At 73.9% G+C, this 26,732-nt stretch carries 27 protein-coding genes; 9 read left to right on the top strand and 18 right to left on the bottom strand.

The window, feature by feature from the left end:
* The 6 genes from KME80_RS40845 to KME80_RS40820 all read left to right on the top strand — a co-directional run.
* Window positions 1-459 (top strand): sensor histidine kinase (locus tag KME80_RS40845; RefSeq protein ID WP_219515535.1); only part of this gene is annotated, 459 nt, incomplete at its 5' end.
* The gene (locus tag KME80_RS40840; RefSeq protein WP_219515520.1) at window positions 456-1,577 is read left to right on the top strand and encodes a hypothetical protein; all 1,122 of its coding nucleotides are present in this window, start codon (window positions 456-458) and stop codon (window positions 1,575-1,577) included. The genes KME80_RS40845 and KME80_RS40840, both read left to right, overlap by 4 nt.
* Window positions 1,559-2,230 (top strand): response regulator, encoded by a 672-nt coding sequence (locus tag KME80_RS40835; protein WP_219515510.1) that lies wholly within the window; start codon window positions 1,559-1,561, stop codon window positions 2,228-2,230. Before KME80_RS40840 ends, KME80_RS40835 begins: the two co-directional genes overlap by 19 nt.
* Before the next feature lie 140 nt (window positions 2,231-2,370).
* The gene (locus tag KME80_RS40830; protein ID WP_219515469.1) at window positions 2,371-3,309 is read left to right on the top strand and encodes an AfsR/SARP family transcriptional regulator; all 939 of its coding nucleotides are present in this window, start codon (window positions 2,371-2,373) and stop codon (window positions 3,307-3,309) included.
* 120 nt (window positions 3,310-3,429) lie between these two features.
* Window positions 3,430-4,575 carry an FAD-dependent monooxygenase gene (locus tag KME80_RS40825; RefSeq protein ID WP_219515457.1) on the top strand — a complete coding sequence of 382 codons (1,146 nt, stop codon included), beginning with the start codon at window positions 3,430-3,432 and terminating at the stop codon, window positions 4,573-4,575.
* Between the two features lie 67 nt (window positions 4,576-4,642).
* The gene (locus tag KME80_RS40820; protein ID WP_219515440.1) at window positions 4,643-5,086 is read left to right on the top strand and encodes a proteasome activator; all 444 of its coding nucleotides are present in this window, start codon (window positions 4,643-4,645) and stop codon (window positions 5,084-5,086) included.
* Here the strand turns inward: KME80_RS40820 and KME80_RS40815 are convergent.
* The 7 genes from KME80_RS40815 to KME80_RS40785 form a co-directional block, all read right to left on the bottom strand.
* The gene (locus tag KME80_RS40815; RefSeq protein ID WP_219515437.1) at window positions 5,081-5,311 is read right to left on the bottom strand and encodes a hypothetical protein; all 231 of its coding nucleotides are present in this window, start codon (window positions 5,309-5,311) and stop codon (window positions 5,081-5,083) included. The two genes, KME80_RS40820 and KME80_RS40815, sit on opposite strands and share 6 nt — an antisense overlap.
* A gap of 212 nt (window positions 5,312-5,523) precedes the next feature.
* Entirely contained in the window at window positions 5,524-6,495 is a 972-nt protein-coding gene (locus KME80_RS40810; protein WP_219515434.1) for a helix-turn-helix domain-containing protein, read from the bottom strand.
* A 52-nt stretch (window positions 6,496-6,547) separates the two neighbouring features.
* Entirely contained in the window at window positions 6,548-7,624 is a 1,077-nt protein-coding gene (locus KME80_RS40805) for a 2,3-butanediol dehydrogenase (protein ID WP_219515419.1), read from the bottom strand.
* Complete coding sequence (locus KME80_RS40800) at window positions 7,621-8,892, bottom strand: MFS transporter (protein WP_219515415.1); 1,272 nt, start codon at window positions 8,890-8,892, stop codon at window positions 7,621-7,623. Before KME80_RS40800 ends, KME80_RS40805 begins: the two co-directional genes overlap by 4 nt.
* 12 nt (window positions 8,893-8,904) lie before the next feature.
* On the bottom strand, window positions 8,905-9,438 hold the full coding sequence (locus tag KME80_RS40795; RefSeq protein WP_219515414.1) for a 2,4'-dihydroxyacetophenone dioxygenase family protein: 534 nt from the start codon (window positions 9,436-9,438) through the stop codon (window positions 8,905-8,907).
* A gap of 108 nt (window positions 9,439-9,546) precedes the next feature.
* A complete protein-coding gene (locus KME80_RS40790) occupies window positions 9,547-9,891 on the bottom strand; it encodes a VOC family protein (protein WP_219515410.1) in 345 nt (114 codons plus the stop codon).
* Window positions 9,851-10,465: an SDR family NAD(P)-dependent oxidoreductase gene (locus tag KME80_RS40785; protein ID WP_219515407.1), complete on the bottom strand. Its 615-nt coding sequence runs from the start codon at window positions 10,463-10,465 to the stop codon at window positions 9,851-9,853. Before KME80_RS40785 ends, KME80_RS40790 begins: the two co-directional genes overlap by 41 nt.
* Before the next feature lie 120 nt (window positions 10,466-10,585).
* Here KME80_RS40785 and KME80_RS40780 point away from each other — a divergent pair, with 120 nt between their 5' ends.
* Together KME80_RS40780 and KME80_RS40775 are read left to right on the top strand one after the other, a co-directional pair.
* Window positions 10,586-13,387 (top strand): ATP-binding protein, encoded by a 2,802-nt coding sequence (locus tag KME80_RS40780; RefSeq protein ID WP_219515389.1) that lies wholly within the window; start codon window positions 10,586-10,588, stop codon window positions 13,385-13,387.
* Between the two features lie 64 nt (window positions 13,388-13,451).
* The gene (locus tag KME80_RS40775; protein WP_219515378.1) at window positions 13,452-15,146 is read left to right on the top strand and encodes a DJ-1/PfpI family protein; all 1,695 of its coding nucleotides are present in this window, start codon (window positions 13,452-13,454) and stop codon (window positions 15,144-15,146) included.
* Between the two features lie 40 nt (window positions 15,147-15,186).
* On the opposite strand, the gene KME80_RS40770 is transcribed toward KME80_RS40775, so the two are convergent.
* The 9 genes from KME80_RS40770 to KME80_RS40730 form a co-directional block, all read right to left on the bottom strand.
* Window positions 15,187-16,953 carry a thiamine pyrophosphate-dependent enzyme gene (locus KME80_RS40770; protein ID WP_219515363.1) on the bottom strand — a complete coding sequence of 589 codons (1,767 nt, stop codon included), beginning with the start codon at window positions 16,951-16,953 and terminating at the stop codon, window positions 15,187-15,189.
* A gap of 69 nt (window positions 16,954-17,022) precedes the next feature.
* The gene (locus tag KME80_RS40765) at window positions 17,023-17,478 is read right to left on the bottom strand and encodes a carboxymuconolactone decarboxylase family protein (RefSeq protein WP_246646572.1); all 456 of its coding nucleotides are present in this window, start codon (window positions 17,476-17,478) and stop codon (window positions 17,023-17,025) included.
* A 69-nt stretch (window positions 17,479-17,547) separates the two neighbouring features.
* Entirely contained in the window at window positions 17,548-18,027 is a 480-nt protein-coding gene (locus KME80_RS40760; protein WP_246646571.1) for an RrF2 family transcriptional regulator, read from the bottom strand.
* A gap of 39 nt (window positions 18,028-18,066) precedes the next feature.
* Window positions 18,067-19,272, bottom strand: coding sequence for a cytochrome P450 family protein (locus KME80_RS40755; RefSeq protein ID WP_308126135.1), 1,206 nt, complete (start codon window positions 19,270-19,272; stop codon window positions 18,067-18,069).
* A complete protein-coding gene (locus KME80_RS40750) occupies window positions 19,223-20,497 on the bottom strand; it encodes a cytochrome P450 family protein (protein ID WP_219515342.1) in 1,275 nt (424 codons plus the stop codon). Before KME80_RS40750 ends, KME80_RS40755 begins: the two co-directional genes overlap by 50 nt.
* Window positions 20,494-21,081, bottom strand: coding sequence for a GTP-binding protein (locus KME80_RS40745; protein WP_219515339.1), 588 nt, complete (start codon window positions 21,079-21,081; stop codon window positions 20,494-20,496). Before KME80_RS40745 ends, KME80_RS40750 begins: the two co-directional genes overlap by 4 nt.
* Window positions 21,068-21,427, bottom strand: a complete 360-nt coding sequence (locus KME80_RS40740; protein ID WP_219515336.1) for a DUF742 domain-containing protein — start codon at window positions 21,425-21,427, stop codon at window positions 21,068-21,070. The genes KME80_RS40745 and KME80_RS40740 overlap by 14 nt, the downstream gene beginning before the upstream one ends.
* Window positions 21,424-21,867, bottom strand: coding sequence for a roadblock/LC7 domain-containing protein (locus tag KME80_RS40735; RefSeq protein WP_219515334.1), 444 nt, complete (start codon window positions 21,865-21,867; stop codon window positions 21,424-21,426). The genes KME80_RS40740 and KME80_RS40735 overlap by 4 nt, the downstream gene beginning before the upstream one ends.
* The gene (locus tag KME80_RS40730; RefSeq protein WP_219515323.1) at window positions 21,864-23,342 is read right to left on the bottom strand and encodes an ATP-binding protein; all 1,479 of its coding nucleotides are present in this window, start codon (window positions 23,340-23,342) and stop codon (window positions 21,864-21,866) included. The genes KME80_RS40735 and KME80_RS40730 overlap by 4 nt, the downstream gene beginning before the upstream one ends.
* 355 nt (window positions 23,343-23,697) lie before the next feature.
* Here KME80_RS40730 and KME80_RS40725 point away from each other — a divergent pair, with 355 nt between their 5' ends.
* Entirely contained in the window at window positions 23,698-25,056 is a 1,359-nt protein-coding gene (locus KME80_RS40725) for an MFS transporter (RefSeq protein ID WP_219515311.1), read from the top strand.
* On the opposite strand, the gene KME80_RS40720 is transcribed toward KME80_RS40725, so the two are convergent.
* Window positions 25,053-25,655, bottom strand: coding sequence for a response regulator transcription factor (locus KME80_RS40720; protein ID WP_219515279.1), 603 nt, complete (start codon window positions 25,653-25,655; stop codon window positions 25,053-25,055). The two genes, KME80_RS40725 and KME80_RS40720, sit on opposite strands and share 4 nt — an antisense overlap.
* Window positions 25,652-26,674, bottom strand: coding sequence for a sensor histidine kinase (locus tag KME80_RS40715; protein ID WP_308126134.1), 1,023 nt, complete (start codon window positions 26,672-26,674; stop codon window positions 25,652-25,654). The genes KME80_RS40720 and KME80_RS40715 overlap by 4 nt, the downstream gene beginning before the upstream one ends.
* Between the last annotated feature and the right edge of the window lie 58 nt (window positions 26,675-26,732).

Here is a 26,732-nt window from a genome sequence, read left to right as displayed (position 1 = left end):
GCCCGCCTGCGCTCCGACGCCGGCCGCCCGCCGGGCGGGGACGACCCGGAGGGACCGGGCGGCGAGGACGACCTGGTCGAGCGGTTGCGGGCCGGGCTCGGCGAGGCGCGGCTGGCCGTGGAGTTCGACGCCCCTGAGCGCCTGCGACTGCCGTCGGACGTGGCACGGGCGCTCGCCGACGCGGCCGGGGAGGCCCTCACGAACGTGCGCCGCCACGCGGGCACCGGCCGGGCGAGCGTGCGGCTGGAGGGCGACGCGCGGGCGCTGCGGCTCGACATCGCCGACCGGGGCCGGGGGTTCGCCCCCGCGCGGGTGCCGCTCACCCGGCGCGGCATCCGCGAGTCGCTGCGCGGCCGGATGAGCCGCGTCGGCGGCACCGCCACGATCACCTCAGCCGAGGGCGAGGGCACCCTGGTCAGCCTGGAATGGCCCGCCCCGGCCGGTGACGCGGACCGATGACCCCGACGGGCGAGGCCGTGGAGGAGGAGGCGACGCGGGCGCGGTTGCGGCGCGGCCTGCGCGTGGCGACGCTGCTGGTCGCGCTGGCGATCGTGGCCGGGCTCGGGCTCGCCAACCTGCTGCGCCACCTGGACGAGTACGGGACGCCGCTCGCCCAGGTCGCCGCACTGGGGCTGCTGGTCGCGGTGCTGGCCGGGGAGGCGGCGCTGCTCGTGCGGCGGCGCTCGTGGGGCCGGCTGCGCCTGCCCGCCGTCGCCGTCGTGCTGGCCGCGTCCCTGCTGTCGTACGCGACCCTGCCCGACGGGCGGACCTCGACCACCGTCGACTGGATCTTCGGCGCGGCCAACTGGGTGGGCGTCGTCGTGCTGCTGGACCGCCCGCTGCGCGTCACGGTGTCGTTCCTGCTCGCGCACGAGCTGACCGCGCTGCTGAACGTGCTCGTGCTGCACGAGCCGAGCCGCGCCGCACTGGCCCGGTTCGCCACCGGCTCGGTGACCGTGATCGGCTTCCCGCTCTGCGTGGCCGTGGTCGCGGGCCTCCTGCACGGCCTCAGCGCCGCCGCGGCGGCCTCCCGTGCGGAGATCGAGCGGGTACGCGTCGCCGAGGCGGTCGCCGCCGAGTCCCACCGGCGCAGGCAGCAGCGCTTCGCCGAGTTGTCGGCGACGACGATCCCGCTGCTGGAGGGGCTGGCCGACGGCTCGCTCCGCCCGGAGGACCCGCAGGTGCAGCGGCGTTCGGCGATCGAGGCGGCGCGGATGCGGCGGCTGTTCGCCGAGACCGACACGGTCGCCGATCCGCTGCTGCACGAGCTGCGCCACTGCGTCGACGTGGCCGACCGGCGGGGCGTCGTGGTGGAGCTCGACACGCGGGGTCAGTGGCCGGCGCCGCCGCTGGCCGTCCGCCGCGACCTGACCGAGGCCGTGGTCGTCATGCTCGCCACGGCGGCCTCGAAGGCCCGCGTCACGGTCACGGGGGTCGCCGGGCTGGTGTCGGTCAGCGTGGTGGCCGACTGCGGCGAGGTGGGCGTGCCGAGCCCGGCGACGCCCGGCGTGCGGGTGGAGGCGCTGCACGACGACGACACGGTGTGGATGGAGGCCCAATGGCAGGCGACGACCTGATCACCGCGGTGATCGTGGACGACCACACGGCGATCGCCGCGGGGGTCCGCTTCTGGTGCGCGGAGGCCGTACCGCCGATCGAGCTCATCGACGCGGGCGACCGGCTGGCCGAGGTGTGGACGGGCCCCGGGGCCGGCGCCGACGTGGTGATCTTCGATCTGGAGCTGGTGCCGCGCCGGCCCGACTTCGGCGAGCTGCGCCGGCTGGTCGACAACGGCAGGCGGGTGATCGTCTACTCGCAGCACACCGACGACGCGACCGCGATGAAGTGCGTCGACCTGGGCGCGCTGGCCTACCTGACCAAGCGCGAGGGCCCCGAGCACCTGGTGCCGGCGATCCGGGCGGCGGCGCGCGGCGAGCCGTACACGGGCCCGTCGCTGTCGGGGGCGATCATCGCCGACGACTCCCCCGACCGGCCCCGGCTCTCGCAGCGCGAGACCGAGGTGCTGCGGGCCTGGTTCGTGTCCTCGTCCAAGGATCTCGTCGCCGCGAAGCTCAACATCACCGTCAAGACGGTCGACACCTACATCACGCGCGTCCGGATCAAGTACGCCAACGCGGGGCGCGCGGCCCGTACCAAGAGCGAGCTCGTCGGGCGGGCGCTCGACGACGGCGTGATCACGCTGGCCGAGCTCAACGAGCCCGTTTTGTAGGGCGTTCACCCGACACCGGCCCCGGCCGCGCCTGCGTAGTGTTTCCCCCGGTGGCGCGGACACCCACTGCGGCGGGGGCGAGGGGGTGTCCCTTCGTTCTCCGTTTCCCCCGCCGTCGGCGAGCGACAGGGAGAGCCCGCGTGGGGCTGGAGATCAAGATCCTGGGGCCTTGGGAGATCACCGCGCACGGCGAGCCGGCCGGGCTGGCCGGTGAGCGGCGGGTCGGCGTGCTGGCGCGGCTGGCGCTGAGCGCCGGCCGGCCGGTCCCGGCCGAGCAGCTCCTGGCCCAGGTGTGGGGTGAGAGCACGGCGACGACGGCCGGCAAGCAGCTGCACATCGTGGTGTCGAAGCTGCGCGGCCTGCTGGCGCCGCACCAGGACGAGGAGATCATCGCGACGGTCGCGGGCGGCTACCAGCTGAACCTGGCCCGCGAGAGCGTCGACGCGCACCTGTTCTCGCTGCTGGCCCGGCGGGCGCGGGAGGCGCGGGCGCGGGGCGAGGTCGCGGCGGCGGACGGCCTGTTCCGGCGGGCCCTGGCGCTGTGGCGGGGCGACGCGCTGGCGGGCATGAACGCCTCCTGGGCGCACGCCGAGTCGGCCCGCCTCCAGGAGGAGCGCCTGACGACGCTGGAGGACCACGTCGACCTGCGGCTGGCGGCCGGTGACCACCACGCGGTGGTGCCGGTGCTGCTCGCGCACGTCCGGGCGCACCCGCTGCGGGAGCGCCCGCGCGCCCAGCTCATGCTGGCGCTGTACCGGGCCTCGCGGTCGCCGGAGGCGCTGGAGGTCTACCAGGAGACCCGCCGCGTCATGATCGACGAGCTGGGCATCGAGCCGGGGCCCGCGCTGCGCCGGCTGCAGCAGGCGGTCCTGCGCCGCGACCCCGCTCTCGACCCCGCTCCGGATCTGGGCTGCGGCCTGGACGTCCCGCCCCGGCGGGTGACGGTGGCCGCGCCCGTCGTCCCGGCGGCATCGCGGCCGGCCTCCGGCGCCTGCCGGTGGAGCCCGCCGGTCACGTGTTCCTCCTGCCCGGGCTGCCGGACCCGCCGGCGTGCCCGGCGCTCGCCGCGGCGGCGCTGACCGGCCTGCCGCGCGTGCGCCCGCTCGAACCCGCCGGGCCGGGCCGCTACCGGGGGCCCCGCCCGGCCGACTGTTACTGTGCGTCGTAAGAAGTGACGTTCAGTGACTTAGGGGTTCCTCGTGCACATCGCCTGCGTCGGCGGCGGGCCGGCCAACCTGTACTTCTCGATCCTGATGAAGCTGGTGGACCCCGCCCGGGACATCACCGTCTACGAGCGCAACCCCGAGGGCTCGACCTACGGGTGGGGCGTGACGTTCTGGGGCGACCTGCGTGACAGGCTGCTCAGCACCGACCCCGAGACCGCGCGGGCCATCGTGGACGGCTCCGTCCACTGGGACAGCTGGCTGATGCGGGTCCACGACCGCGCGACGGTGACGCTGGAGAACGCCGAGGAAGGGCTCGGCATCGGCCGCCGCGAGCTGCTGGCCATCCTCGCCGACCGGGCCCGCTCGCTCGGCGTGCGGATCGCGTACGAGCACGAGGTCGCCGCCGAGGAGGAGCTGGCCGGGGCGGACCTGGTCATCGCCGGTGACGGCGCGGGCAGCGCGCTGCGCGAGCGCCACGCGGACCACTTCGGCACCGACGTGGCGACCGGCCGCGACCCGTACGTGTGGCTGGGCACCACCAAGGTCTTCGACGCCTTCACCTTCGCCTTCGCCGAGACCGAGCACGGCTGGATCTGGTGCTACGGCTACCCGTACGGCAAGGCGAACAGCACCTGCGTGGTGGAGTGCTTCCCGCAGACGTGGCGGGGGCTGGGGCTGGACGAGGCGGGCGAGGCCGACGGGCTGGCGCTGCTGGAGAAGCTGTTCGCCGAGGTCCTCGACGGGCACCCGCTGATCGGCGGGGGCGGCGGGCGCTGGCAGCGCTTCCGCACGGTGACGAACCGGACGTGGCATCGCGGCAACCTGGTCCTGCTGGGCGACGCCGCGCACACCACGCACTACTCGATCGGCGCGGGCACGGCGCTCGCGCTCGGGGACGCGGCGTTCCTGGTCCACGCACTGCACAACACGCCCCGGCTGCCCGAGGCGCTGGCCTGGTTCGAGCGCGAGCGCATGGCCGCGATCCGGCCGACGCAGCGGGCGGCCCGCTACAGCGCCCGCTGGTACGAGAACCTGGACCGCTACGTCGGCCTGCCGCCGGAGCACCTGCTCACGCTGCTCGGCCGCCGCCACTCGCCGCTGCTGTCGCGCGTCCCGCCCCGGCTCTACTACCGGGCCGGATGGCTCGGCTCGCGGATCGCCCGGCCGTTCGCCTGGTGAGTGAGGTACGGGTGCGTGGGCAGAGGGTCAGGTGAACCCAGGCACTCGAGCGAAACAGGACGCCGACATGACACCGACACCAGATCAGCCCCGGCCGCCGGAGGACGAGGCCGCGACCGCCGCCGAGGTGGAGATCAGGCGCGTCGAGGAACCGGCCCGGCTGCTTCGCGTGAGCGCCATGGTGAGCTCGCTGCTGGACGAGGCCCGTACGGTGCCGCTCGACGAGCACGCCCGCGAGCAGCTTCAGCACATCCAGGAGCAGGCCGTCAAGGAGATCGGCCACTCCGTGGACCCGGAGCTGCGCGAGGAGCTGGCCCGCCTGCTGCCGGACCCGTCGGCGCCGCCCACGCAGGCGGAGATCCGCATCACGCAGAGCCAGCTCGTCGGCTGGCTGGAGGGGGTCTTCCAGGGCATCAAGACCGGGCTGGCGCTGCAGCAGGCGGCTCACCGGCTGCCGCCGCCACCCCGGCCCGATCTGCCTCCGGCGGCCGGCGGCGGGCCGTACCTATGAGTGCCCGCCGAGGAGGCGGGCGAGCGCCTCGGTGAGCTCCTGCCTGGTGTAGGAGCGCTCGGGCAGCTCGTTGAGCTGTCCGAGGGTGTCGGCGGGCAGCTTGACGTGCTCGGACGCGCACGAGTAGACCTCGCGCCGCGTCACCTCGTCCCGGTCGCGGAACACCTCGTCCAGCACCCGCCGCACCTCGTCGGGCATCTCGTCATGCCCGGTCTCGTCCGTCATCTCGTTCTCCCGTCGTCCCCGGCGTGCTATTCGAAGTCGTCGGGATTGAGTTCCTTCTGGCGCAGGAAGGCCTCGTCCAGTTCCTCGTCGCTGAGCTCGTCCGGCTGGTCCTGCTCGGCCGGCTCCCCAGGCTGCTCGGTCATCGTGTTCTCCCCCGTTTCTGCTGCTCAGAGCCTGGCTACCCAGCACCCGGGACGCCACACCGGGGCGGGTCAGCCGGACGCGGCGGCGCGGGCCTCGCTGGGGGTGCGGCCGAAGCGGGCCCGGAACAGGCGGGCGAAGTGCGCCTGGCTGGAGAAGCCCCACCGGTGCGCCACGTCGGCGATCGTGGTGTCGCGCGCCCCGCCGCCGGTGAGCTGGCGGTGCGCCTCCTCCAGCCGCCGCTCGGTGATGTGCCGGGCCGGCGACCTGCCGGTGGACTCGAAGATGCGGGCCAGGTGCCGCACGGAGATGCCCATGACCCCGGCGACCCGGGCGGTGCTCAGGGCGGGGTCGTGCAGGTGCCGCTCGATGTAGTCCTCGGCGACGATGAGCTGGGTGCGGTAGCCGTCGTGGCCGGGCCGGCCGCCGGAGCGCTCGGCGGCGAGCTGGCGCAGCAGGTCGAGCACGGCGGCCTCGGCGTGGTCGGGCTCCCAGCCGGACCGCAGCGCGGCGAGCCCGCCCAGCAGCGAGCGGAGCGCGGCCACCAGCGTGCCCTCGCGGGCGGTGTCGCGGCCGAACAGCATCGGCGCCGGCAGCCCGCCCGCCAGGCACGCCCGGTCGAACAGGTCGCGCGGGATGTCGACGAGGATCTGCCGCATGCTGGAGGAGAACCCGAACAGGTAGGGGCTGCGCGTGTCGTAGACGACGAGCTCCCCCGCGGTGGCGGCCAGGCAGCCGTGCTCGTGCAGGAACACCGCGTCGCCGGTGAGCAGCAGGGTGGCGAAGACGGAGTCCTTGGGCGCGGACCGCACGGTCTGCGGGCTGCGCTCGATCGCGTGGGCGTTGCCCGCGATGTCGGCCAGCCGGATCGCGGTCAGCTCGATGTTGGTCTGCTTGGCGAGCAGGCCCTGGTCGGAGTAGGAGGTGCAGGACAGGCCCACCAGCGCCCTGCGGTTGTAGTCCTCCCAGTAGTCGATGCGCTCGGCGGGTGCGACGTGCTCGGTCGTGGCCCTGGAGACCACGGTGACGGTGTCGGCCGGCATGTGTCCCTCCTTCCCCGGCGGGACGCACAGGATAGCAACCCGGTGTGATCTGTCACACAGGCCGGACCAGCACTTTCACCTGTCCTTCCCCGCCGCTCAGCAGCGCCTCGAAGCCGTCACGCACCACGTCGGCCAGCGGGATGGTCGAGGTGACGATCCCGGTCAGGTCGACGCCCTCCTCGGCGACCATGCGGATGAGCTCCGGGTAGGCGTCCCGGTAGCCGACGCTGGTGAGGATCGACTGCTCGTTGTTGACCAGGGCGAAGGCGTCCAGGCTGACGGTCCCGGCCAGGCCGAGGAACATCACCCGCCCGCCCCGCCTGGTGGCGGCCAGGCTGGTGCCGAGCGCCACCTCCGAGCCGACGGCCTCGAACGTCACGTCCGCGCCCTCGCCGCCGGTCGCCTCCCTGACCTGCGCCGCGCAGGAGTCGCCGGCCGGCACGGTGTCCGTCGCGCCGAGGGCGCGGGCCAGCGCGCGCCGGGCCGGCGACGGGTCCGCCGCCACGATCCGCCCGGCTCCGGCGCGGGCCGCCAGCCGCGTCACCAGCAGCCCGATCGGCCCCAGGCCGACGACGGCGACGGTCTCGCCGGGCGCCACCGCGGCCCGCCTGACGGCGTGCAGCGCGACCGCGGCGGGCTCGAAGACCGCCGCCTGCTCCAGCGGCACCGACTCGGGCAGCCGGTGCAGCATGTACGCGGGCACGGTGACGCGCTCGGCGAGCCCGCCGTGGCCCATCAGCCCGGCGAAGCCGAAGTGGCGGCAGATGTTGTACTCGCCGGCCCGGCAGCGGGGGCAGTCGCCGCAGCGGTAGTGCGGTTCGACCGCCACCCGGTCGCCGGGGGCGACGCGGGTGACGCCGGGGCCGGTCTCGGCGACGGTGCCGCAGAACTCGTGACCGAGCACCAGCGGGGCGGCCACGCCCGACTCCGGGTGCGGCTCGCCGACCGGGATGGCGTGCGGGCCGTCGGCGTACTCGTGCAGGTCGCTGCCGCAGATCCCGCAGTACGCCACCTCGATCGTCACCTCCCCCGGGCCGGGCGGCGGGACGTACGTGTCGAGCACCCGGACGTCGCGGGGGCCGTACCAGACGGCGGCCTTGACGGCGGGCCTGCGGGCGGTGCCGCTCATGAGCCCGCCGCGCTGGGGGCCGGTCCGGCGGCGGCGCGGCGGCGCAGGACCGCGGGCGCGGTCTCGCGCAGCGCGAACGAGAGCACGACCACGAGCAGCGCGCCGCCGGCCGCGATGAACATCGCGGTCTGCAGCCCCCACTGGTCGGACGCCCAGCCCGCGACCATCGGCGCGAGGAACCCGCCGGCCAGCTCGCCCACGCCCATGATCAGGCCGAGGGCGGTGGCGAGCGCGCCGCGCGGCACGGTCTCGGCCGGGATCGTGGCCATGAACAGCGTGAAGCAGCCCAGCCCGGTGTAGCTGACCACCATGAGCGCGCCGAGCAGGACGGGGTCGTCCACGTACACGAGGAACAGCGGGCAGCACACCGCGAGCGCGGTGAAGCCGATCAGCGTGGGCTTGCGGCCCAGCCGGTCGGAGATCCCCGGCGTGGCGAACCCCCACAGCACCCAGGCCACGCCCAGGCACGTCATCACGCCGCTCATCGTGCCGGGCGCGAAGCCCTTCACCTCGGTCAGGTAGGTCGGGGTGAAGGTGATGATGGTGATGAACCACGTCAGGTAGAAGCAGGCGATCAGCATGCAGACGACGATGTTGCGCAGCTTGAGCACCTCGCCCAGCGGCACCCGGGCCGGCTTCGGGGCGGCCGCCGCGGGGGCGTCCGGCGTGCGGGGCGAGCGCTCGTACACGAACTTGGCGATGAGCGCCGCGATGATCAGGCCGGGGATGATCGTGACGTAGAAGGCGACCTGCCAGCTGTAGGTCTCCGCCAGCCACACCACGGCCAGCGGGGCCACGATGCCGCCGAGCAGGCCCGCGGACGAGCCCTGGACCAGGCCCATGTTGAAGCCCCGGCGGCTCTCCCGCGACGCCTCCACCATGAGCGACTGCGCCATCGGCAGCACCGCGCCCTCGGCCGTGCCCATGAGCGCGCGGGCCGCCAGCAGCCCGGCGAAGCCCGCCATCAGGCCGGAGGAGGCGGAGAACAGCGAGAACAGCACCACGGCCGCGATGAGGATGGGCTTGCGGCGGCCGAGCGCGTCCGAGAGCCGGCCGGCGAACATGCCGGCCAGCGCCCAGGTGAGCGCCAGCACGCCGGACAGCGTGCCGAGCTCGGCGTTGGACAGGCCGAAGTCGGCGTCCATGTACGGCGCCAGGAACGACAGCGCCTGGCGGTCGAAGAAGACGAAGCCGAAGGCGAGGAACAGGATGACCAGCAGGCGGTTCTCGTACCTGTCGGCCGTGGTCCCGGTGGGGGTGTCAGCCATGACGACCTCGTGTCAGCGGAAGAGGGAGTTGACGTAGTCGGCGCCGATCCCGACCTTCTCGTAGTGCTCGCGGCACATCGCGATGTAGTCGTGCACGTCGAAGAAGCCGTCGGGGTCGCCGTTCTCGTCCAGCCAGATGAGCGGGCCCTTGACGATGAAGAACGTCTTCATCGGCTCGCCGCTGTCGTAGGCGACCAGCGTGTGGCCCTCGCCCGGCGCCTCGTAGACGAAGTCGCCCGCGCTCGCGGTCCAGGGCCGCTCCAGGTAGCCCCACTTGCCGGAGATCGTGTACGCGAACACCTCGTGCGGGTGGTAGTGCCGGTTCACCAGCCCGGCCTCCTTGGCCCGCAGGATGTCGGCCCAGCTGTTGTCCTTGACGTTGATCCACAGCGGGCGGGAGCCGACGGTGTCGGTGAACGGCACGTAATAGCGGTCGTCGTCGGTGGCGACCTGCGAGAGGTACACCTCGGGCAGCGCGTCCGGGCGGAAGGAGTTCTCGATGGGCCGCAGGTCCTTCCAGAACTCCGACTTCGGTGCTTCCGGCATGGTGACGGGTCCTTTCTGGGATGTTTCCCGGAAGTGAACCCCGGCCGGCCCGTCCCCGTCTTTCCCCTGGCGGACCTCACGGTTTGCACAAAGCGGACATGCCGCTGGTCAGCCGTGCACGAAGCAGAACTCGTTGCCCTCCGGGTCGGCCATCACCTGGAAGGAGCCCTGGGCGTCGGTGACCGTCGCGCCGAGTCGGGTGGCGCCCAGCTCCACGGCGCGGGCGGCAGCGGGCTCGATCGCGGCGACCTCGACGTCCAGGTGCAGCCGGTTCTTGCCGGCCTTGCCCTCGGGCACCTGCTGGAAGGCCAGGCGGACGCCGCCGGGCGGCTCGACGTAGGACCAGTCGGCGGCGCGGTCCACCGGGTCGCCGCCGAACAGGGCGGCCCAGAAGCGGACCAGGCCGTGTGGATCACGGCAGTCGATGACGATCTGGCCGAGACGCGGATGCATGGGGCAAGCGTAGCCAGCCGTCCGCGCACCCGCAGCCACAGCCGTCCGAGCATGCGCACCCGTCCGCGCACCAGTCCGAGCACCCTTCCGAGCACAGCCGCACGACCGCGTCGGCGATCTCCTCAGCGCTGCCGTACGCCGGGGTCACGGCGCTGACCCGGACGCCGGTGCCGGCCAGGTCGCGGGCCGTCGCGCGGGTCAGCTCGGCCACGCGCGGGCCGGTGGCCAGGTTGACGATGCGGCCCCGCCCGGCCAGCCGCATGGGCGGAAGCTCGTACCGCATGGCCAGGGCGGCGCGGGAGTGGTTGAAGGCGGCGTCGAGCCGGCCGAACGCGCCGAGCGTCTGCTCCACCAGCCGCCGCACCGACACCGGGCTCGAAAGGTCCGTGGGGACGGCCACCACCGCGCCGCCGGCCGCGCCGATGCGGGCGGCCAGCGCCTCCAGCGCGCGGCCGTCGCGGGCGGCCAGCACGACGCCGGCGCCAGCCCTGCTCAGCGCCCGCGCCGCCGCCGCGCCGATCGCGCGGCCGGCGCCGGTGACGATGGCGGTCCTGCCGCGCAGCGTCTCGCCCATGGTGACCTGCCCTTCTGCCGCGGATCTCCGAGGCTAGGCAGCCTGCCGCCGGCCCGCATCAGTGAAGTCGCCGGTCCCGTGCCCGTTGTCACAGCTTGCGGTGCTTTCTATGCTCACCGTGTGCTGGGGAGAGACAGCGAGATCGAGCTGCTCGCAACGTTGCTGCGGCGTGCCGCCGAAGGGCACGGCGGCGGCGTGGTGCTGCACGGCGAGCCCGGCATCGGCAAGACCGCGCTGCTGACGCACACCGAGGAGCGCGCGACCGGCTTCCGGGTGCTGCGCGCGGTCGGCGTCGCGCCCGAGGCCGACCTCGCCTACGCGACGCTGCACGAGCTGCTGCTCCCCGTCCTCGACTCGGTCGCCGAGCTGCCCGGCCCGCAGGCGCAGGCGCTGAGCGTGCTGTTCGGGCGGGCGCACGGCACGCCGCCGGACCCGTTCCTGGTCGGCCTGTCCACGCTGTCGCTGCTGTCGCTGCGGGCCGGCGAGCGTCCGCTGCTGTGCGTCGTCGACGACGCCCACTGGGCCGACCGGCCCACGCTGAAGACGCTCGCGTTCGTGGCCCGCCGCCTGGACAACGAGCCGATCGCGGTGGCGCTGGCGGCGCGGGCCGACGAGGGACACGACACCGACCTGCCACACCTGCGGCGCATCCCGCTCATGGGCCTCAAACCGGACGCCGCCCGCGCGCTGCTCGCCGGGCGGCGGCTCACCCACGGCGAGCAGGAGCAACTTCTCGCCGTCACCGGCGGCAACCCGCTCGCCCTGCTGGAGCTCGCCGGGCGGGAGCTGCCGCCGGAGGGCGCCCAGGAGCCGCCCGCGCTGACCGACGAGCTCGGCCGCTCGTTCCTGGCCAGGATCCGCGCCCGCCACGGCGCCGCGCTGCCGCTGCTCCAGCTCATCGCCGCCGACGGCTCCGGCAGCGTCGAGACCGTCGGCCGGGCCGCCGCCTCCCTCGGGATCGACGCCGGCCCGCTGCACCGCGCCGAGCTGGACGAACTGCTCACCTACGACGGGACCCGGCTGGTGTTCCGGCACCCGCTCATCCGGTCGGCCGTCTACCACAGCGCCACCGTCAACCGGCGGGCGGCCATCCACCGGGCGCTCGCCTCGGCGTTCGACACCGACGCCGACCACCACCGGCGCGCCTGGCATTTGGGGCAGGCCGCCGTCGGCCAGGACGAGGAGGCAGCCGGGGAGCTGGAACGCTCGGCCGAGCAGGCCGCCCTGCGCGGCGGCCCGGCCGCGGCCATGGCCACGCTGTCACGCGCGGCCGAGCTCACCCCCGACGGGCCCGACCGCGGCCGCCGGCTGTGGAGCGCCGCGCGCGCCGCCGTCCAGGGCGGGTTCACCGCCGCCGCCGGCGAGCTGCTCGACCGGGCCGAACGCGAGCCGCGCCTGGCCGAGGCCGACCGGATCGCGCTGGCCGCGCTGCGCGCCATCGTGGCCGAGTTCGCCGGGTCGACGCAGGACGCGCTCGACCTGGTCAGGCCGTGGATCCCGCGCGCGCTCCGGATCGACAGGCGGCTGTTCACGCCGACCGTCGCCATGTACGCCGACCTCGGCCGCCGGGCCGACCGGCCCCGGGCATGGGCCGAGCTGGCGCGCTGGCTCGGCGAGGTCGCGCCGGACCGCGACGACCCGCGCGACGCGGTGCTGCGGCTGCTCCACGCGCTCTGCCTGGCCCGCACCGGCCACGACCCGCGACCGGCGGCGCGCGACCGCGAGCTGGCCGGTGAGCTCACCGACCCGGTGACGATGACGCTGGCCGGCGCGATCGCCGGGCAGCTCGGCGAGCACGAGCTGAGCCGCCGCCTGATCCGCGACGCCGGACGGCTGGCCCGGGCGGGCGGATCGCTCGGCACGGTCGCCTGGAACCTCGAGTACCAGGCCGCCGACGAGCTCGCGCGGGGCCGGTTCGGGCTCGCCGAGGCGCACGCCGAGGAGGGCTGCCAGTTCGCCGCCGACGCCAGCCAGCCCAACACCGCCTGCCGCAACCGGGCGCTGCTGGCCCTGTGCGCGGCGCTCCGGGGGCGGCCGGAGGCGGCCGAGCTGGCCGCCGACGTACTGGCCGAGGCGGCCGGCCGCCGCCTGCCGGACGCGATGGCGTACGCCGGACGCGCGCTCGGCCTCGTCGACCTCGTCGCCGGCCGCCACCACGAGGCCGCCCACCACTTCGCCGGAACCACCGGCCCGGCCACGGCCCTGACCACGGCCTCGACCGTTGATCCGGCCACGGGTCGCCCTCATGGTGCGGCCACCGGCCTGGTTGCCGATCCGGGCGTGGATCTGCCCGCCGACCTGGCCATGGGGATGGCGCCTGACCTGGTCGAGGCGCTGGTGCGGGCCGGGGACCAGGAGGGGGCCGCCGCCGCTGCCGCGCGGTACGAGCGGTGGACCGCGTACACCGGCTCGCCGGAGCTGGGCGCGCTGGCGGCCCGCTGCCGGGCGCTGGTCAGCGAGGGCGCCGACGCGCACGGCCACTTCGCCGAGGCACTGCGCCTGCACGCCCTGGCCGATTCGCCGCTGGAGCTGGCCCGCACCGAGCTGCTGCTGGGCGAGCGGCTGCGGCGCGACCGGCGGCGGTCCGAGGCGCGGCGGCACCTGCGCGAGGCGGCCGAGGGCTTCCGCCGCCTGGGCGCGCTCGCCTGGGCCGACCACGCGCAGGGCGAGCTGCGCGCCACCGGCGAGCAGGCGCGCACCCGCGCCCCGGAGGCCGCCGCGCTCGGCACGCTCACCCCGCAGGAGCTGCGCATCACGCTGGCGGTCGGCGAGGGGCTGACCAACCGGGAGATCGCCGCGCAGCTCTTCCTCAGCCCGCGCACGGTCGACTACCACCTGCGCAAGGTCTTCCAGAAGGCCGGCATCACCTCGCGCGCCGAGCTGATGCGGCTCGTCCTGGCGGAGGACCGGCGAGTTCGCTGATTCGGCGCCTGCCCGTCCCTTCCTAACGTCGGCGGCATCACACGCTCACGTCAGGAGTACGGACATGCGGAAAGTCATCAGGTTCGTCTGGCACTACGCCGAGATGGTCATCGCCATGTACGCCGGGATGCTGCTGCTCGACCTCCTGTGGGACGCGGTGCTGCCGCAGCCGGTCCGGTTCGACGTCGACACGCTGCTCATGGCCGCCGACATGACCGTCGGCATGGCCGCCTGGATGCTGGTCCGCAGGCACGGGTGGGCGAGCATCGCGGAGATGAGCGTGGCGATGTTCGCGCCGTTCCCCATCCTGCTCGTCCCCTACTGGTTCGGCGTCTTATCAGGACATGTTGTGATGTCCCTCGGGCACACGCTCATGTTCGTCTTCATGGCCCTGGCCATGCTGTGGCGCCACGCCGAGTACACCTGCCACCCGGTCGGCATCCCGGCCAAGTGGCTCAGGCGATCGGGTGTCGTGCTGGTCGCGCTGCTGGTCCCGGCCTCGGTGTCGGCCGTCAACACCACGGGCAAGTTCGGCGACCTTTACACGGTCCGCGCCGACGCCGTGACCGCCAGGCCCGCCCCGAAGGCCGGCGGCCACGACCCGGCCAAGCCCACCGTGGCCCTGCTGACCGGCCCCGGCGGCACCAACGTGGCCGACCTGCTCGGCCCGTACGAGGTGCTGGCGGGCACCGGCCGCGTCAACACGTACGTCGTCGCCGCCGACGCGGGCCCGGCGCCTCTGACGGGCGGGCTCGACCTGGTGCCCGACCTGACGCTCGACGGGCTGACGCGGCTGCTGGACGAGCGGCGCGACCGGCTCGACGCCGTGGTGATCCCCGCCATGCAGGAGCCGTACCCGGCGGTCGGCGACTGGCTGCGCGCCCACGCGGCGCGCGGCGCGATCGTCGTCAGCGTCTGCAACGGCGCCCGGGTACTGGCCGGGACCGGGCTGCTCGACGGCAGGCGCGCCACCTCGCACTGGCTGCGGCTGTCCGGGCTGCGTGCCGACTTCCCCGCCGTCGGCTGGACCGGCGGCGTCCGGTACGTCGACGACGGCGAGGTGATCACCACGGCCGGGGTGCTGTCCGGCATCGACGGCGCCCTGCGGATCGTCGAACGGCTGCTCGGCGCCGACGCGGCCCAGGAGGCGGCGCAACGGGTGCACTGGCGGCACTACTCCCCCGGCGCCGCCGCGCCCATCCCCGAGTCCGGGCTGGAGCCGGGCGACGCGGTCGTGGGGATCAACGCCTCCTACCGGCCCGGCCCGTCGGCCATCGGCGTGCGGCTCGTGGACGGCGTCGGCGAGCTGGAGCTGGCCTCGGTGTTCATCTCCTACACCGAGCACGCGATGGTCGGGCGTACGGTCGCGATCGGCGACGGCCCGGTGCGCTCCCGCCACGGGCTGACGTTCGTGCCCCGGGCGACGCCCGCCGAGGCTGCCGGGGAGCTCGGGCGGCTCATCGTGCCCGGCCTGGACGCGGCCCGGCGGCAGGTGACCGGGGTGGGCGACCTGCGGCCCGAGTACCCGCACACGGGCGGGGAGTTCGCCTTCGACCCGGTGATGCGCGACATCGCCCGCACCTACGACGTGCAGACGGCCCGGTGGACGGCGAAGACGCTGGAGTACCCGGTGCAGGACCTCGGGCTCACCGGCAGCGCCTGGCCGTGGCCGGCGACCGCCGTGGCCGGCCTGCTCGTCCTGCTCGGCGCCGCCGTGGCGACCGGCGGCGTCCTGCTGCTCCGGCGACGCCGCCGCTGACCAGCTCTCCGGAGCAGGCGGGCGATCCGGTGGCGGGTGCTCACTTGCCCAGTTGGGAGATCTTGTCCTTGAACAGGGTGGTGGCGATGGACGCCTTGTGCGGCTGGCCGCGCAGGAACGCCTGGGCGAAGCTCTTGGCCTGCTGGTAGGAGACCTTGCCGGGCATCGGCGGCTCGTTCGGGTCCACGTCCACGTCGACCAGGGCGGGGCCGTCGTGCGCGAGCGCCTGGGCGACGGCCTCGGCCACGTCGCCGGGCTCGGTGACCTTGCGGCCGTAGCCGCCGCAGGAGCGCGCCCAGGCGGAGAAGTCGGCGGCGGGCCGGGCGAAGCGGACCCCGTGCTCTGGGTAGCCGAGCACCATCTGCTCCCACAGGATCTGGCCGAGCGAGTTGTTGTTGTTGACGATCACCTTGATCGGCAGCTCGTGCTGGGCGGCCGTCAGGAACTCGGCCATGAGCATCGCGAACCCGCCGTCGCCGATGAACGCGATGACCTGTCGTCCGGGGTGGGCGAGCTGCATCGCGATCGCGTACGGCAGGCCGGGCGCCATCGAGGCCAGGTTGCCCGACAGGTAGAAGCCGCGCTCGCCGCGGATCGTCCAGTGCCTGGCGGCCCAGGTGGCGATCGTGCCGGAGTCGCAGGTGAGGATGGCGTCGTCGGTGGCGGCCCGGTCGACGCAGCCCATCAGATACTGCGGCGCGATCGGGTCGCGGTCCGGCGAGTCCAGCGCCGCCATGTCGGAGCGCCACTTCTCGGTCATCCGGACGTACTTGTCCAGGTGGTCGCGGGCGCCGTCGTGCTTGAGCAGCGGCAGCAGGGCGCGCAGCCCCTCCTTGGCGTCGCCGATCATCGGCACCTCGGTGGGCAGCCGCACCCCGGCCCTGACCGGGTCGGCCTCCAGTTGCACCACCCGGGCCTGGCCGGGCTGGGGCAGGTGCTGGGTGTAGGGGAAGTTCGTGCCGACCATGAACAGGGCGTCGCAGTCCTCGACGAGCTCCTCGCCGGGGCGGGTGCCGAGCAGGCCGATGCCGCCCACCGCGTACGGGGAGTCGTCGGGGATGACGGCCTTGCCGGGCAGCGTCTTGATCACCGGCGCGCCGAGCGCCTCCGCCACGGCGAGCACCTCGGCCCGCGCGTGCAGGGCCCCGGCGCCGGCCAGGATCGCCGGGCGCTCGCTGCGGTTGAGGATCTCGGCCGCCGCCTGGAGGTCCTCCTCGCGGGGCAGCCCGGGCGGGCTGAGGTAGACGGCGGCCGTGGCCGGCGGCCGGGCGGGGGCGACGTGCTTGTACGGGTCGGCGTCGGCGGGGGCGACCTGCACGTCGTTCGGCAGGCTCAGGTGGGCGACGCCGCGCCGGGCGTACGCGGTCCTGATCGCGATGTCGACGACGCCGGGCAGCTGGGTCGGGTTGTCGACGACCAGGTTGTACTCGGCGACGTCCGCGAACAGCCGGTCGAGGTGGACCTCCTGCTGGTAGCCGGTGCCGAGCACGCTGGTCTCCTGCATGCCGGTGATGGCCAGCACCGGCTGGTGGTCCAGCTTGGCGTCGTACAGGCCGTTGAGCAGGTGGATGCCGCCGGGGCCGCTGGTGGCCAGGCACACGCCGACGCGCCCGGTCGCCTTGGCGTGGGCGGCGGCCATGAACGCCGCCGCCTCCTCGTGGTGCACCAGGACGAAGCGGACGCGGTCGGCGTGGCGGCGCAGCCCTTCCATGATGCCGTTGATGCCGTCGCCGGGCAGGCCGAAGACGGTGTCGACGCCCCACTCGGCCAGCCGCTCGATGAGCACTTCGGAAGCGATGGTTGTCATACCTGCCGCCGTGCCCCAGCGGGTCTCGGCAAACGTCCACGTCCCTGCAAAATTCGGGCAGGCGGGTCCTCAGGCCGCCGGGGCGTTGCGCAGGGTCACGTTGATGCGGTTCCAGGTGTTGATCGAGCCGATCGCCATGACGAGGACGGCCAGCGACTCCTCGTCGTAGTGGGCGGCGGCCTCGGCCCACACGTCGTCGGGGACGCCCGCGGGGTTGTCGGCGATGCGGGTGGCGGCCTCGGCGAGGGCGAGCGCGGCGCGCTCGGCGTCGCTGTAGAAGGGGGTGTCGCGCCAGGCGGCCAGCCCGTGGACGCGCCGGTCGCTCACGCCGGCCTCGGCGGCCTCGCGGGCGTGCATGTCGACGCAGTAGCCGCAGCCGTTGATCTGGCTGACCCGCAGCCGCAGCAGGTCGAGGGTGGCACGCGGGACGGGGCCGGCGTTGAGGTAGGCCTCCAGCGCGTACATGGCCTTGAGACCGTCGGCGGCGGGCTTGCGGATGCTCATGCGCATGATGATTCTCTCCATCTTTGATATTTGATATCCAGAATTACGGTGAGCGGCGGGGCCGATCGAGCACCCCGCCCACGGCGGCGCTCAGGGACGGCGGGAGGCGAACCAGTCGCGCGTGGCCGCCGGGGTGCCGGGCAGGTGGCGCTCCACCATCTTCTTGATGTCCGCCAGCGTCTGACCGGCCAGCTCCTTGCGCCAGGCCAGCTCCGCCCGGCGCATGGCCTGCGAGACGAAGCACGCCTTGCGGTAGTCGACGTCGGAGCGGCCTCCCGGCCCCTGCCGGAGCACCTCCTCGCAGCGGAACGCCTCCCCCGGCCCCTCGATCGCGGTCACCACGTCGAGCAGCGTGATGCGCTCCGGCGGGCGCGCCAGCCGGAACCCGCCGCGCGGGCCGGGCGTGGAGGTGACGATCCCGGCCCGGGCCAGCGCCTGGAGCTGCTTGTTCAGGTAGGCCGCCGGCAGCTCGTAGAACGCCGCCAGGCGGGCCGCCGTCATGGCCTCTCCGGTCTCGACCCAGGTCAGGTTCAGGCAACTGTGCAGCGCCCACTCCACGCCCTCGCTCATCCGCATAACCTGGATACTACACGTCCAGGTTTATGGGTGTCACGCCGCCGGGTCGAGGACCACCGGCAGCGACGGGTAGTCGTTGCCGATGAACGACGTGTGCCGCCCCGGCCTGCTCACCAGCCGCAGCTCCGGGAAGCGCGAGAAGAGCGCCGGCAGCGCGATCGCCGCCTCCAGCCGGGCCAGCGGCGCGCCCAGGCAGTAGTGGATGCCGTGCCCGAACGCCAGGTGCTGCCGCTCGGCGCGGCTGATGTCGAAGCGGTCCGGGTCCGGGTTGACCGCCGGGTCGCGGCCGTGCGCGCCGAACGCGATGAGAATGAGCTCCCCCTTGCCGATCATGACGCCCTCGCCGAGGTCGATGTCGGTGGTGGCGTAGCGCATCGGCAGGTGCATGATCGGCGCGTGCTGGCGCAGGCTCTCCTCGATGACGTCCTCCCAGCGGGCCGGGTCGGCGCGGACGGCGGCGAGCTGGTCCGGGTGCGACAGCATGGCGACGGTCGCGTGGTCGATGAGCGACACGGCGGTCTCGCTGCCCGCGCCGATCATCAGGATCAACGTGCTGACCAGCTCCTCCGTGCTGAGCGGCGCGCCCTCCTCCTGCGCGGCCAGCATCAGGCTCGTCAGGTCCGTCCCCGGGTTGGCGCGGCGGTAGTGCATGAGCGCGTGCATCGCCGCGAACATGTCCCGCTGGACGACGTTCGCCTGCTCGGGCGTGAGGCTGGTGTCGAGGACCGCGTCGATGCAGCGCAGCATCTGCTGGCGCTGCTCCAGCGGGACGCCCATCAGGTCGCAGATCACCCGGGTCGGGATGGGATAGCTGAAGGAGGCCCGCAGGTCGACCGGCCGCCCCGGCGGGGCGAGCTCCAGGTCGGCGAGCAGGTCCTCGACGATGGTCTCGATCGCGGGCCGCATCGCCTCGATGCGGCGCGGGGTGAACGCCTTGCCGACCAGGTCCTTGAGCCGCTTGTGGTCGTCGCCGTCGACGGTGAACATGCTGATCACGTCGACCCAGGCGGTCAGCCAGCCGATCGCGAACGGCCTGTACTCCGGCCAGGAGGTGCGGGCGTTCTTCGAGACGCCCGGGTGGACCAGGAGCTTCTTGGCGACCTCGCCGCGGGTCACCGACCAGGCGACCAGGTCGCCGGGCAGCCGCACCCGGACGGCCGGGCCGGCCGCGCGCAGCTCGTCGACCTGCTCATAAAGGCGCCTTCCTGTGGGGTCGAGAATCGGGGGTTCGCTGGACACGACTACCTCCAGTGGACGCGGTGGGGGTGAGGGAAGCATCGGCGGGCCGGGGCCGGAAGCGGATGGCCAGCGTCGCCGGGCACTGGTGGAAGGGGCCCGGCCGGTTGGCTCCGCCGCCCGCCCCCAGCTCCAGGTCCCACAGCTGGTCGAGCAGCGTCTCGATCGCGGTCTGGGCGATCGCGGCGGCCTGGCTGTCGGCGGGACAGCGGTGCGGGCCGGCCGACCAGGCCAGGTGGGAGCGGTTGTCGTAGCCGAGCGGCGGCAGCGCCGGGTCGGTGCCCGTGGCGGCGTGGCTGATCAGGATCGGCACCCCGCGCGGGACCGGCACCCCGTGCAGCGCGGTGTCGTGGCGGGCGAAGTGCACGGAGAAGTTGGCCATCGGCGACTGCGTCCACAGCACCTGCTCCAGGGCGCGGCGCACGGTGACGGCGCCCGCGGTCAGGTCGCCGGCGTAGTGGTCGTCCGACAGCAGCAGCCGCAGGCCGGAGGCGATCCACGCCGAGGTCGGGATCGTGCCCGCGCCGACCAGGACGACGAGCTGGTGCAGGATCTCCTCGTGCGTGAGCCGGGCCGGATGGGCCAGCATCCAGGAGGTGCAGTCGCGCCCCGGCGAGCCGTCCTTCATCGCGATGATCTCCGCCAGGCACTGCGCCAGGTCGGCGGCCCCCTGCGCGGCCTCCGGGCCGGCGTTGATCATGCCCTGGCAGCCGGTGACCATGCGCTCGACCAGCTCCGGCGGGCAGCCCAGCAGGTCGGTGAAGACCAGCAGCGGCAGCATGTCGGCGTACTGGCTCATCAGCTCCGCCCGGCCCTCGCCGGCGAAGTCGTCGATGAGGCGCAGCGCGTGGCGGCGGGTGATCTCGCGCAGCTCGTGCATGTTGATCCGGCGCAGGCAGTCGTCCATCGCGCGCCGCAGCCGGGCATGCCGCTCGCCGTCGGCGTACAGGAGGCTGGGCCGGTAGGCCATGAGCGCCAGCACCGGGCTGTCGGCGGGGACGCGGCCCTGTTGCAGCGCCTCCCACAGGCGGCTGTCCTTGGAGTAGGTGTCGGTGTCGGTGACCACGTCGACGGCGGCGCGGCGGCCGGTGACGACCAGCGCGTGCACGCCGTCGGCGATCTCCGCCCAGGCGACGGGGCCGGCGGCGCGCAGCAGGTCGTAGGCGTCGTCGGGCCGGGCGGCGAACGAGGGGCCGAACAGCCTCGGGACGGGGGCGGATGGTGTCATCGGGCATGCTCCAGGCGGCGGTGGTGGTCGAGGATGTGCTGGACGAGGGCGATCAGGCCGTGCTTGGCCGAGCCGGCCCGGCGGGCGTCCAGGCTCACCAGCGGCTGGTCGTCCAGGCTGAGGCTGTCGCGCAGCTCGGCGTCGCGGTAGCGGGGCGAGCCGTCGAAGTGGTTGACGGCGACGACGTGCGGCAGCTGCGCCTCTTCGAGCAGGTTCATCGCGTCGAAGCTGTCGTCGATGCGGCGCGTGTCGACCAGGACCAGTCCGCCGAGCGCGCCCTCCATGAGGGAGCGGACCATGCCGTGGAACCTCGGCTGGCCGGGCGCGCCGAACAGATAGAGCACGATCTCAGGAGACAACGTGAGGCGGCCGAAGTCCATCGCCACCGTGGTGGTGTCCTTGCCCTGCAGGTCGCGCAGGTCGTCCACGAGCTGCCCGGCCTGCGTCATCCGCTCCTCGGTGGACAGCGGGCGGATTTCCGAGACGGTCCTGACGAAGGTGGTCTTGCCGACGGCGAACGGGCCGAGCACGAGAACCTTCACCGGCCGGGCCGTCGCCGGCACGTAACGGTCAGAGCTTTTCAAGTGCCTTCAACACCTTCATCAGGAAGTCGGTGCTATAGGGGGAGGCGGCGGGGACGAACGGCGCGCGCGGGGCCAGGTGGCCGCTGTCGACGAGGCCGGCCACGATGACCTTGACGATCGCGCCCGGCAGCTCCAGGTGGGCGGCGACCTCCGACACCGACAGCGCCCCGGGCAGGCACAGGTCCATCACCCGCCGGGGGTGGGCGGCGAGCCCGGCCAGCGGCCGGGCGGGGTCGGCGAGCAGCAGCGTGGCGGCGTCGAGACCGGCGCGTGTCGCGGAGGCGTCGCCGCCCGACACGGTGTAGGAGCGGATCATGCCCGCCCGCCGGTGCCGCGACGGTGTCATGCGCCGCTGCTCCGCTCCCGCGCGCCGAGGATCGGGCCGAGCCCGCGCACGGTCTTGGTGGCCGCCTGGATCGCGATGTGGGTCGCGGCGCTGTTGGACTCGCCGCGGATGGACACGCCGATGCCGGTGCGCTCGGTCACGGCGAACAGCACCATGGTGACGTTCGCGAGGTCGGCGATCACGTAGCGTAGCGGCCCTGGAGCGCTGTGACGCGACGGGGTGGTGCAGAACTCGCTCAGCTGCTGCTGCAGCGACTTCATCGCCGACAGGGCGGCGGCGGCGCGGTCGGCGTCGTCGCGGCTCATCCCGGCCGAGTGCGCCAGGACCAGCCCGTCGGAGGTGAACAGCACCGCGTTCATGACGTCCGACTGCTGGTCGACGAGGTTGTTGAGGACCCAGCTCATGTTGGTGTCGTCGGCGGTGGGCTGCTCTATGGTCATGGCTGCGAGTGTCCTTCGGCGTCGTTGTCGCGGCCGGTGGCGAGGCCCGTGCTGAGCAGCTCGCTCAGCTTTCCGAGGTCGGCGGCCACGTCTTCGGGCGCGCGGGTGTCGGTGATGGATTGCTGGGTCGGCTGGGCCGAGAGGGGCGCGACCGCGTGCCGGCGTTCGCGCTTGGGCAGGCCGTGGGAGGTGGTGACCGGCGCGGGGGCCGCGTGGAGCGCGGGCTGCGGCGGGGCCGTCTCGCGCGGGGGCGCGGCGATTCCGGGGGCGGCGCTCATCAGGTGGTGCGGGACGAGGCAGGACGCCTGGACGCCGCCGCTGGGCGAGGGGGCGCTGACGTCGACGTGGAAGCCGTAGTCGTGCGCCAGGGTGCCGATGATGGCGAAGCCCAGCTTGCGCTCGTCGGCCAGGTTGGCCGCGTCGAGCGTCGTCTGGCGCGACAGCAGCCGCTCGGCCTCGGCGAGCTGGAAGGAGTTCAGGCCGGCGCCCTTGTCGTCGATGACGACGCAGAAGCCCTTGGGGACCTCCCGGACGTAGACGCTGACCCGGTCGCCGGTGTAGCTGGTCGCGTTGGCCAGCAGCTCGGCGAGCGCGACGGTGATCGGCTCGACCACCCGGCCCTCGACCCACCGCTCGCCGACGTCGGGCACGTACGTGTAGTCGACGCGGTCGTAGGCGGGGATGCGGCCGCGGGCGCTCTCGACGATCTCGCGGAAGGTGCAGTCGGCGCGCTGCACGCCCGGCCAGGAGCCGGCCAGGATGCGCAGCCGCTGGACGGCGTGCAGCGCCCAGGTGGCGTGGGCGTCCATCTCGACCAGGCTGCGGTGGGGGTCGGTGCCGGGCGGCAGGTCGAGCGCCTCGTTGATGGACATCTGGAGGCGGGCCAGGTACATCTGCACCTCTTCGGCCATGCCCCGGACGCCGGCGCGGGCGGCGCCGCTGACGTCGGCCCGGGTGGCGTGCACGGCCTCGCGCAGCAGCTCCTCGGCGCCGGCGATGTGGTCGCTCAGCGGCGTGCCCGCGAACTGCGGGTGCAGCAGGCCGGGCACGACGACGTCGGAGTAGCCGCGCACCTCGGCGTCGGCCACCGCGTTGAGGCGCTCGACGAGCCGGCCGGTCTCGGCGACGGCCGCGTTGTACCACTGGAGGTTGGCGTTGGCCTGTTGCAGCGCCTGTTCTTTCTCTTTCTCGGCAGCCTCTCTGGCCTGCTCGGCACTGACTCTGGCCTTTTCCGCGGTTTGCACCTGTTCGTCGGCACGTGCCTGCCCGGCGGTTTCGTCGTTTCCCTGGGCGGGGCGCTCGGCGGGGGGCGCCGGGCGCTCGGCGGGCGGCTCGGCGGGGGCGGGCCGGCGCTCGGGCGCCCGGGAGCGCATGAGCAGGATGGCCAGCAGCACGAGGCAGACCATCAGCAATAACACGCTGCAGATGACGCTCGCCAGCAGCACTCCGGCAGTGAAATCCGCGGATCCGTTCATGTCCGTCCTTTGAAGTGCTGGAGCTCCATATGGGCACGGCAGAGGAATCGACACCCGTCAAATGAGCATGGGGCGTCGCCGCTTGACGACTTTACACGCCCTTGTCCCTACAGCCATGTCAAAACGTCGGCTATTTCTTATCAGGGACAATCACATACCGCACTAAACCGGAAATTCCCGAGACTTATTCATAAACGCCCGTACCGTCACGGGGCCCCGCCGCCCCGGTCCGCCGTGACCACTTCCTGACGCCGCACCCCTGGCGCAACACGATGTGATGTACGACACTCTGACCAGAACTCGGTCCTAGAACCCTGTTCTAGGGCACTCGGCTGCCACAGCGGAGGAGAAGTCCATGGTCAAGGCCGTCACCCGCGAGCGCCGGCGACTCGGTTCCCCACCCGCGGGCGGGATCAGCCCGACCGACCCCAACCCGTACGGCTGGGCGCCGTTCGCCGTGCTGTTCCTCGTCGGCATCGTGGACCGCATGGAGGCCGGGCTCCTGGCCGGCGTGCTCCCGCTCATCCAGGAGCAGTGGGGGTTCAGCGACACGGCCGCCGGATCCATCCCCACCGCCGGGGCCCTGGCCGCCACCGCCGTCGCGCTGCCCGCCGGCTACCTCGCCGACCGCTACAGCCGCACGAAGATCATCGCCGTCGTGGTGCTCTGCTGGGGGCTGGCCACGCTCGGCTCGGGACTCGCCGCCGGGTTCGCCGTCTTCTACCTCATGCGCGTGCTGCTCGCCGCCGCCGAGAACATCGACAACCCGGCCATGGGCAGCCTCATCGCCGACTTCTACCCCGCCGCCGCCCGGGTCCACGTGTACGGCTGGACCCGCATGACGACCTACCTGAGCGGGCTCGGCACCATCGTCGGCGGCGTGATCGGCCAGGCGTACGGGTGGCGCGCGGCCTTCCTGTGCATGGCGGTCCCCGGCATCCTCACCGCCCTGCTGGTCTGGCGGCTGCGCGAGCCCGAACGCGGCCGGCTCGACAGGATCAGGGCCTCGGCCGGCGACGCGCCCGCGACCGGCGCCGCTCCCCCGGACCGGCCCGCCCTCGCCTCGCCGCCCTTCTGGCGGCAGGTCCGCGAGGTCCTCGCCGTCCGGACGCTGGTCCGGGTCTCCGTGGGCGTCATGATCCTCACGCTGGGGCTGGGCGGCATCTACTACTGGCTGCCCACCCTCCTGTCACGCGCGTACGGCCTGCCCATCGGCACCGCGGGCACCACGAGCGGCCTGGTCACCATCGTCGGCGTGGTCGCCGGGACCGTGATCGGCGGCCGGCTCGGCCGCAGGGCCATCACCCGCCACCGCGCCGGGCTCCTGCTCGTCGGCGGCGCCGGCATCACCGCCGGCTCCCTGCTGCTCGGCGGCGCCCTGCTCATGGGGTCGGCCACCGCCATGATCCTCTGTGTGCTGCTGGCCGTCACGGTGTCGGCGACCGCCATCCCCACCTGCACGGCCTCCGTCGCCGACGTCGTCGGCGCGCGCTCGCGCGGCCTCGGCTTCGCCGTGCTGCAGTTCCTGCTCACGCTCGGCGCGGCGTTCGGGCCGCTCATCGTCGGCATCACCTCCGACGCCACCGGCTCGCTCGTGACGGCCATGTACGCGCTCATCGTCCCGATGGTCCTCGGCGGCCTGCTCGTGCTGTCGGCCAGGGGCTCGTACGAGCGCGAGTCGGCCAAGGTCCTGGACGAGGCCCGCGACCTCTAGATCCAGCCCTCCTCCCAGGCCCGGTGGGCGGCGGCGTGCCGCGAGCCGGCGCCCAGCTTGGCCATCGCCGACGACAGGTAGTTGCGGACGGTGCCCGGCGCGAGATGCACCCGCTCGGCGATCTCGTTGACCGACGCGCCGGTCCGCGACGCCCGCAGCACCTCCAGCTCCCGGTCGGTGAGCGGGCAGGCGTCCTCGGTCAGCGCGGAGGCGGCGATGTCGGGGTCCACGTAGCGGCGGCCGGCGGCGACGGCCCGGATGATCTCGGCCAGCTTCGTCGCGGGCGTCGTCTTCGGCACGAAGCCGCTGACGCCCGCCGCGAGCGCCCGGCGCAGCACGCCCGGTCTGGCGTGCCGGGTGACCAGGACGATCCGGGTGGGCAGCTCCGCCCGGATCGTCTCGGCCGCGCGCAGGCCGTCGGCGGGCGGCATCTCCAGGTCCAGCACCGCGATGTCGGGGCGGTGCTCCCTGGCCAGGCGGACCGCGTCGGTGGAGGTGGCAGCCTCGGCCACGACGGCGAGGTCCTCCTCCAGCCCGAGCAGCGCCGCCAGAGCGCCCCTGAGCAGGTCCTCGTCGTCGGCTATCAGCAACCGGATCATCGGTCCTCCGCGCTTCGGGCGGGCAGGCGGGCCACCACGGCGAAGCGGTCGTCGTCGTGCTCCCAGGTCAGCTCGCCGCCCGCGGACGCCAGCCGCTCGGCGAGCGTGCGCAGCCCGGTCCCGCCCGCGCCGGGCTGATCCCCGTGCTGGTCGCTGTGCTGATCCCTGTGCTGGTCGCTGTGCTGATCCCTGTGCTGGTCGCTGGGCTGGTCGCCGGCGCCGTCGTTGGTCACGCGCAGGCGGGCGAGGTCGCCGGTCACCCGGTAGTCGACCTCGGCGTGCCGGGCCCGGCTGTGGCGCAGCACGTTGGTGGTCGCCTCCCGCATGACCAGGCCCAGCAGGTGGCGTCCGGCCTCGGGGAGGCGGCGGGCGTCGGCGGGCTCCACGCTCATCCGGGCGTCGATGCCCGCGGCGGCCAGCACGCCCGTCGCGTTGGCGATCTCCGCGTCGAGCGTGGTGCGGCGGTAGCCCTGCACGACCGCTCTGGTGTCGGAGAGCGCGTCGGCGGCTAGGCGGCGCACCTCGTGCATCTCCGCGGCGGCGCGCGCCGGGTCCGCCTCGGCGAGCCGGGCGGCCAGCTCGCTCTTGAGCGCGATCACCTGGAGGTGGTGGCCCTGGATGTCGTGCAGGTCGGCGGCGAAGCGCAGCCGTTCCTCCTTGACCGCCAGCTCGGCGGCGAGCCTGCGCACGTCGTTGAGCCGCTTGGCCACGTCCCAGCCCCACAGCATGGCCAGGGTCGTCCACGCGGTGACCAGCACCACGGCGGGCGGCAGCACGGCGGCGCCGGGCAGCGGCGCGCCGGAGAGCGCGCCGACGCCCGAGGCGGCCAGCGCCGACGCCCCGATGAGCCCCCACCGGGGCGCCGGGCGCAGGAACGTCGCGGCGATCGACACCACGAGCCCGGCCGGCAGCGACCAGCGCCCGTCGTCCCCGTGGGCCAGCATGAGCCCGCCGAGCACCGCCGCCCCCGCGCCCCCGGCGACCGTCCACCACACAGGCAGCCGGACGACCGAAGGCACGGACGCAGGCGAAGGCGCGTCCGGGGGCGGGGGCGGGGGTGCGGGGGTTTCCGGGGAG

This window comes from Nonomuraea ceibae, assembly GCF_019396325.1.
Taxonomy (GTDB): Bacteria; Actinomycetota; Actinomycetes; order Streptosporangiales; family Streptosporangiaceae; genus Nonomuraea; species Nonomuraea ceibae.
Note: the sequence above shows the minus strand (reverse complement) of the source record. Positions and strands in the feature narration are given on the sequence as shown.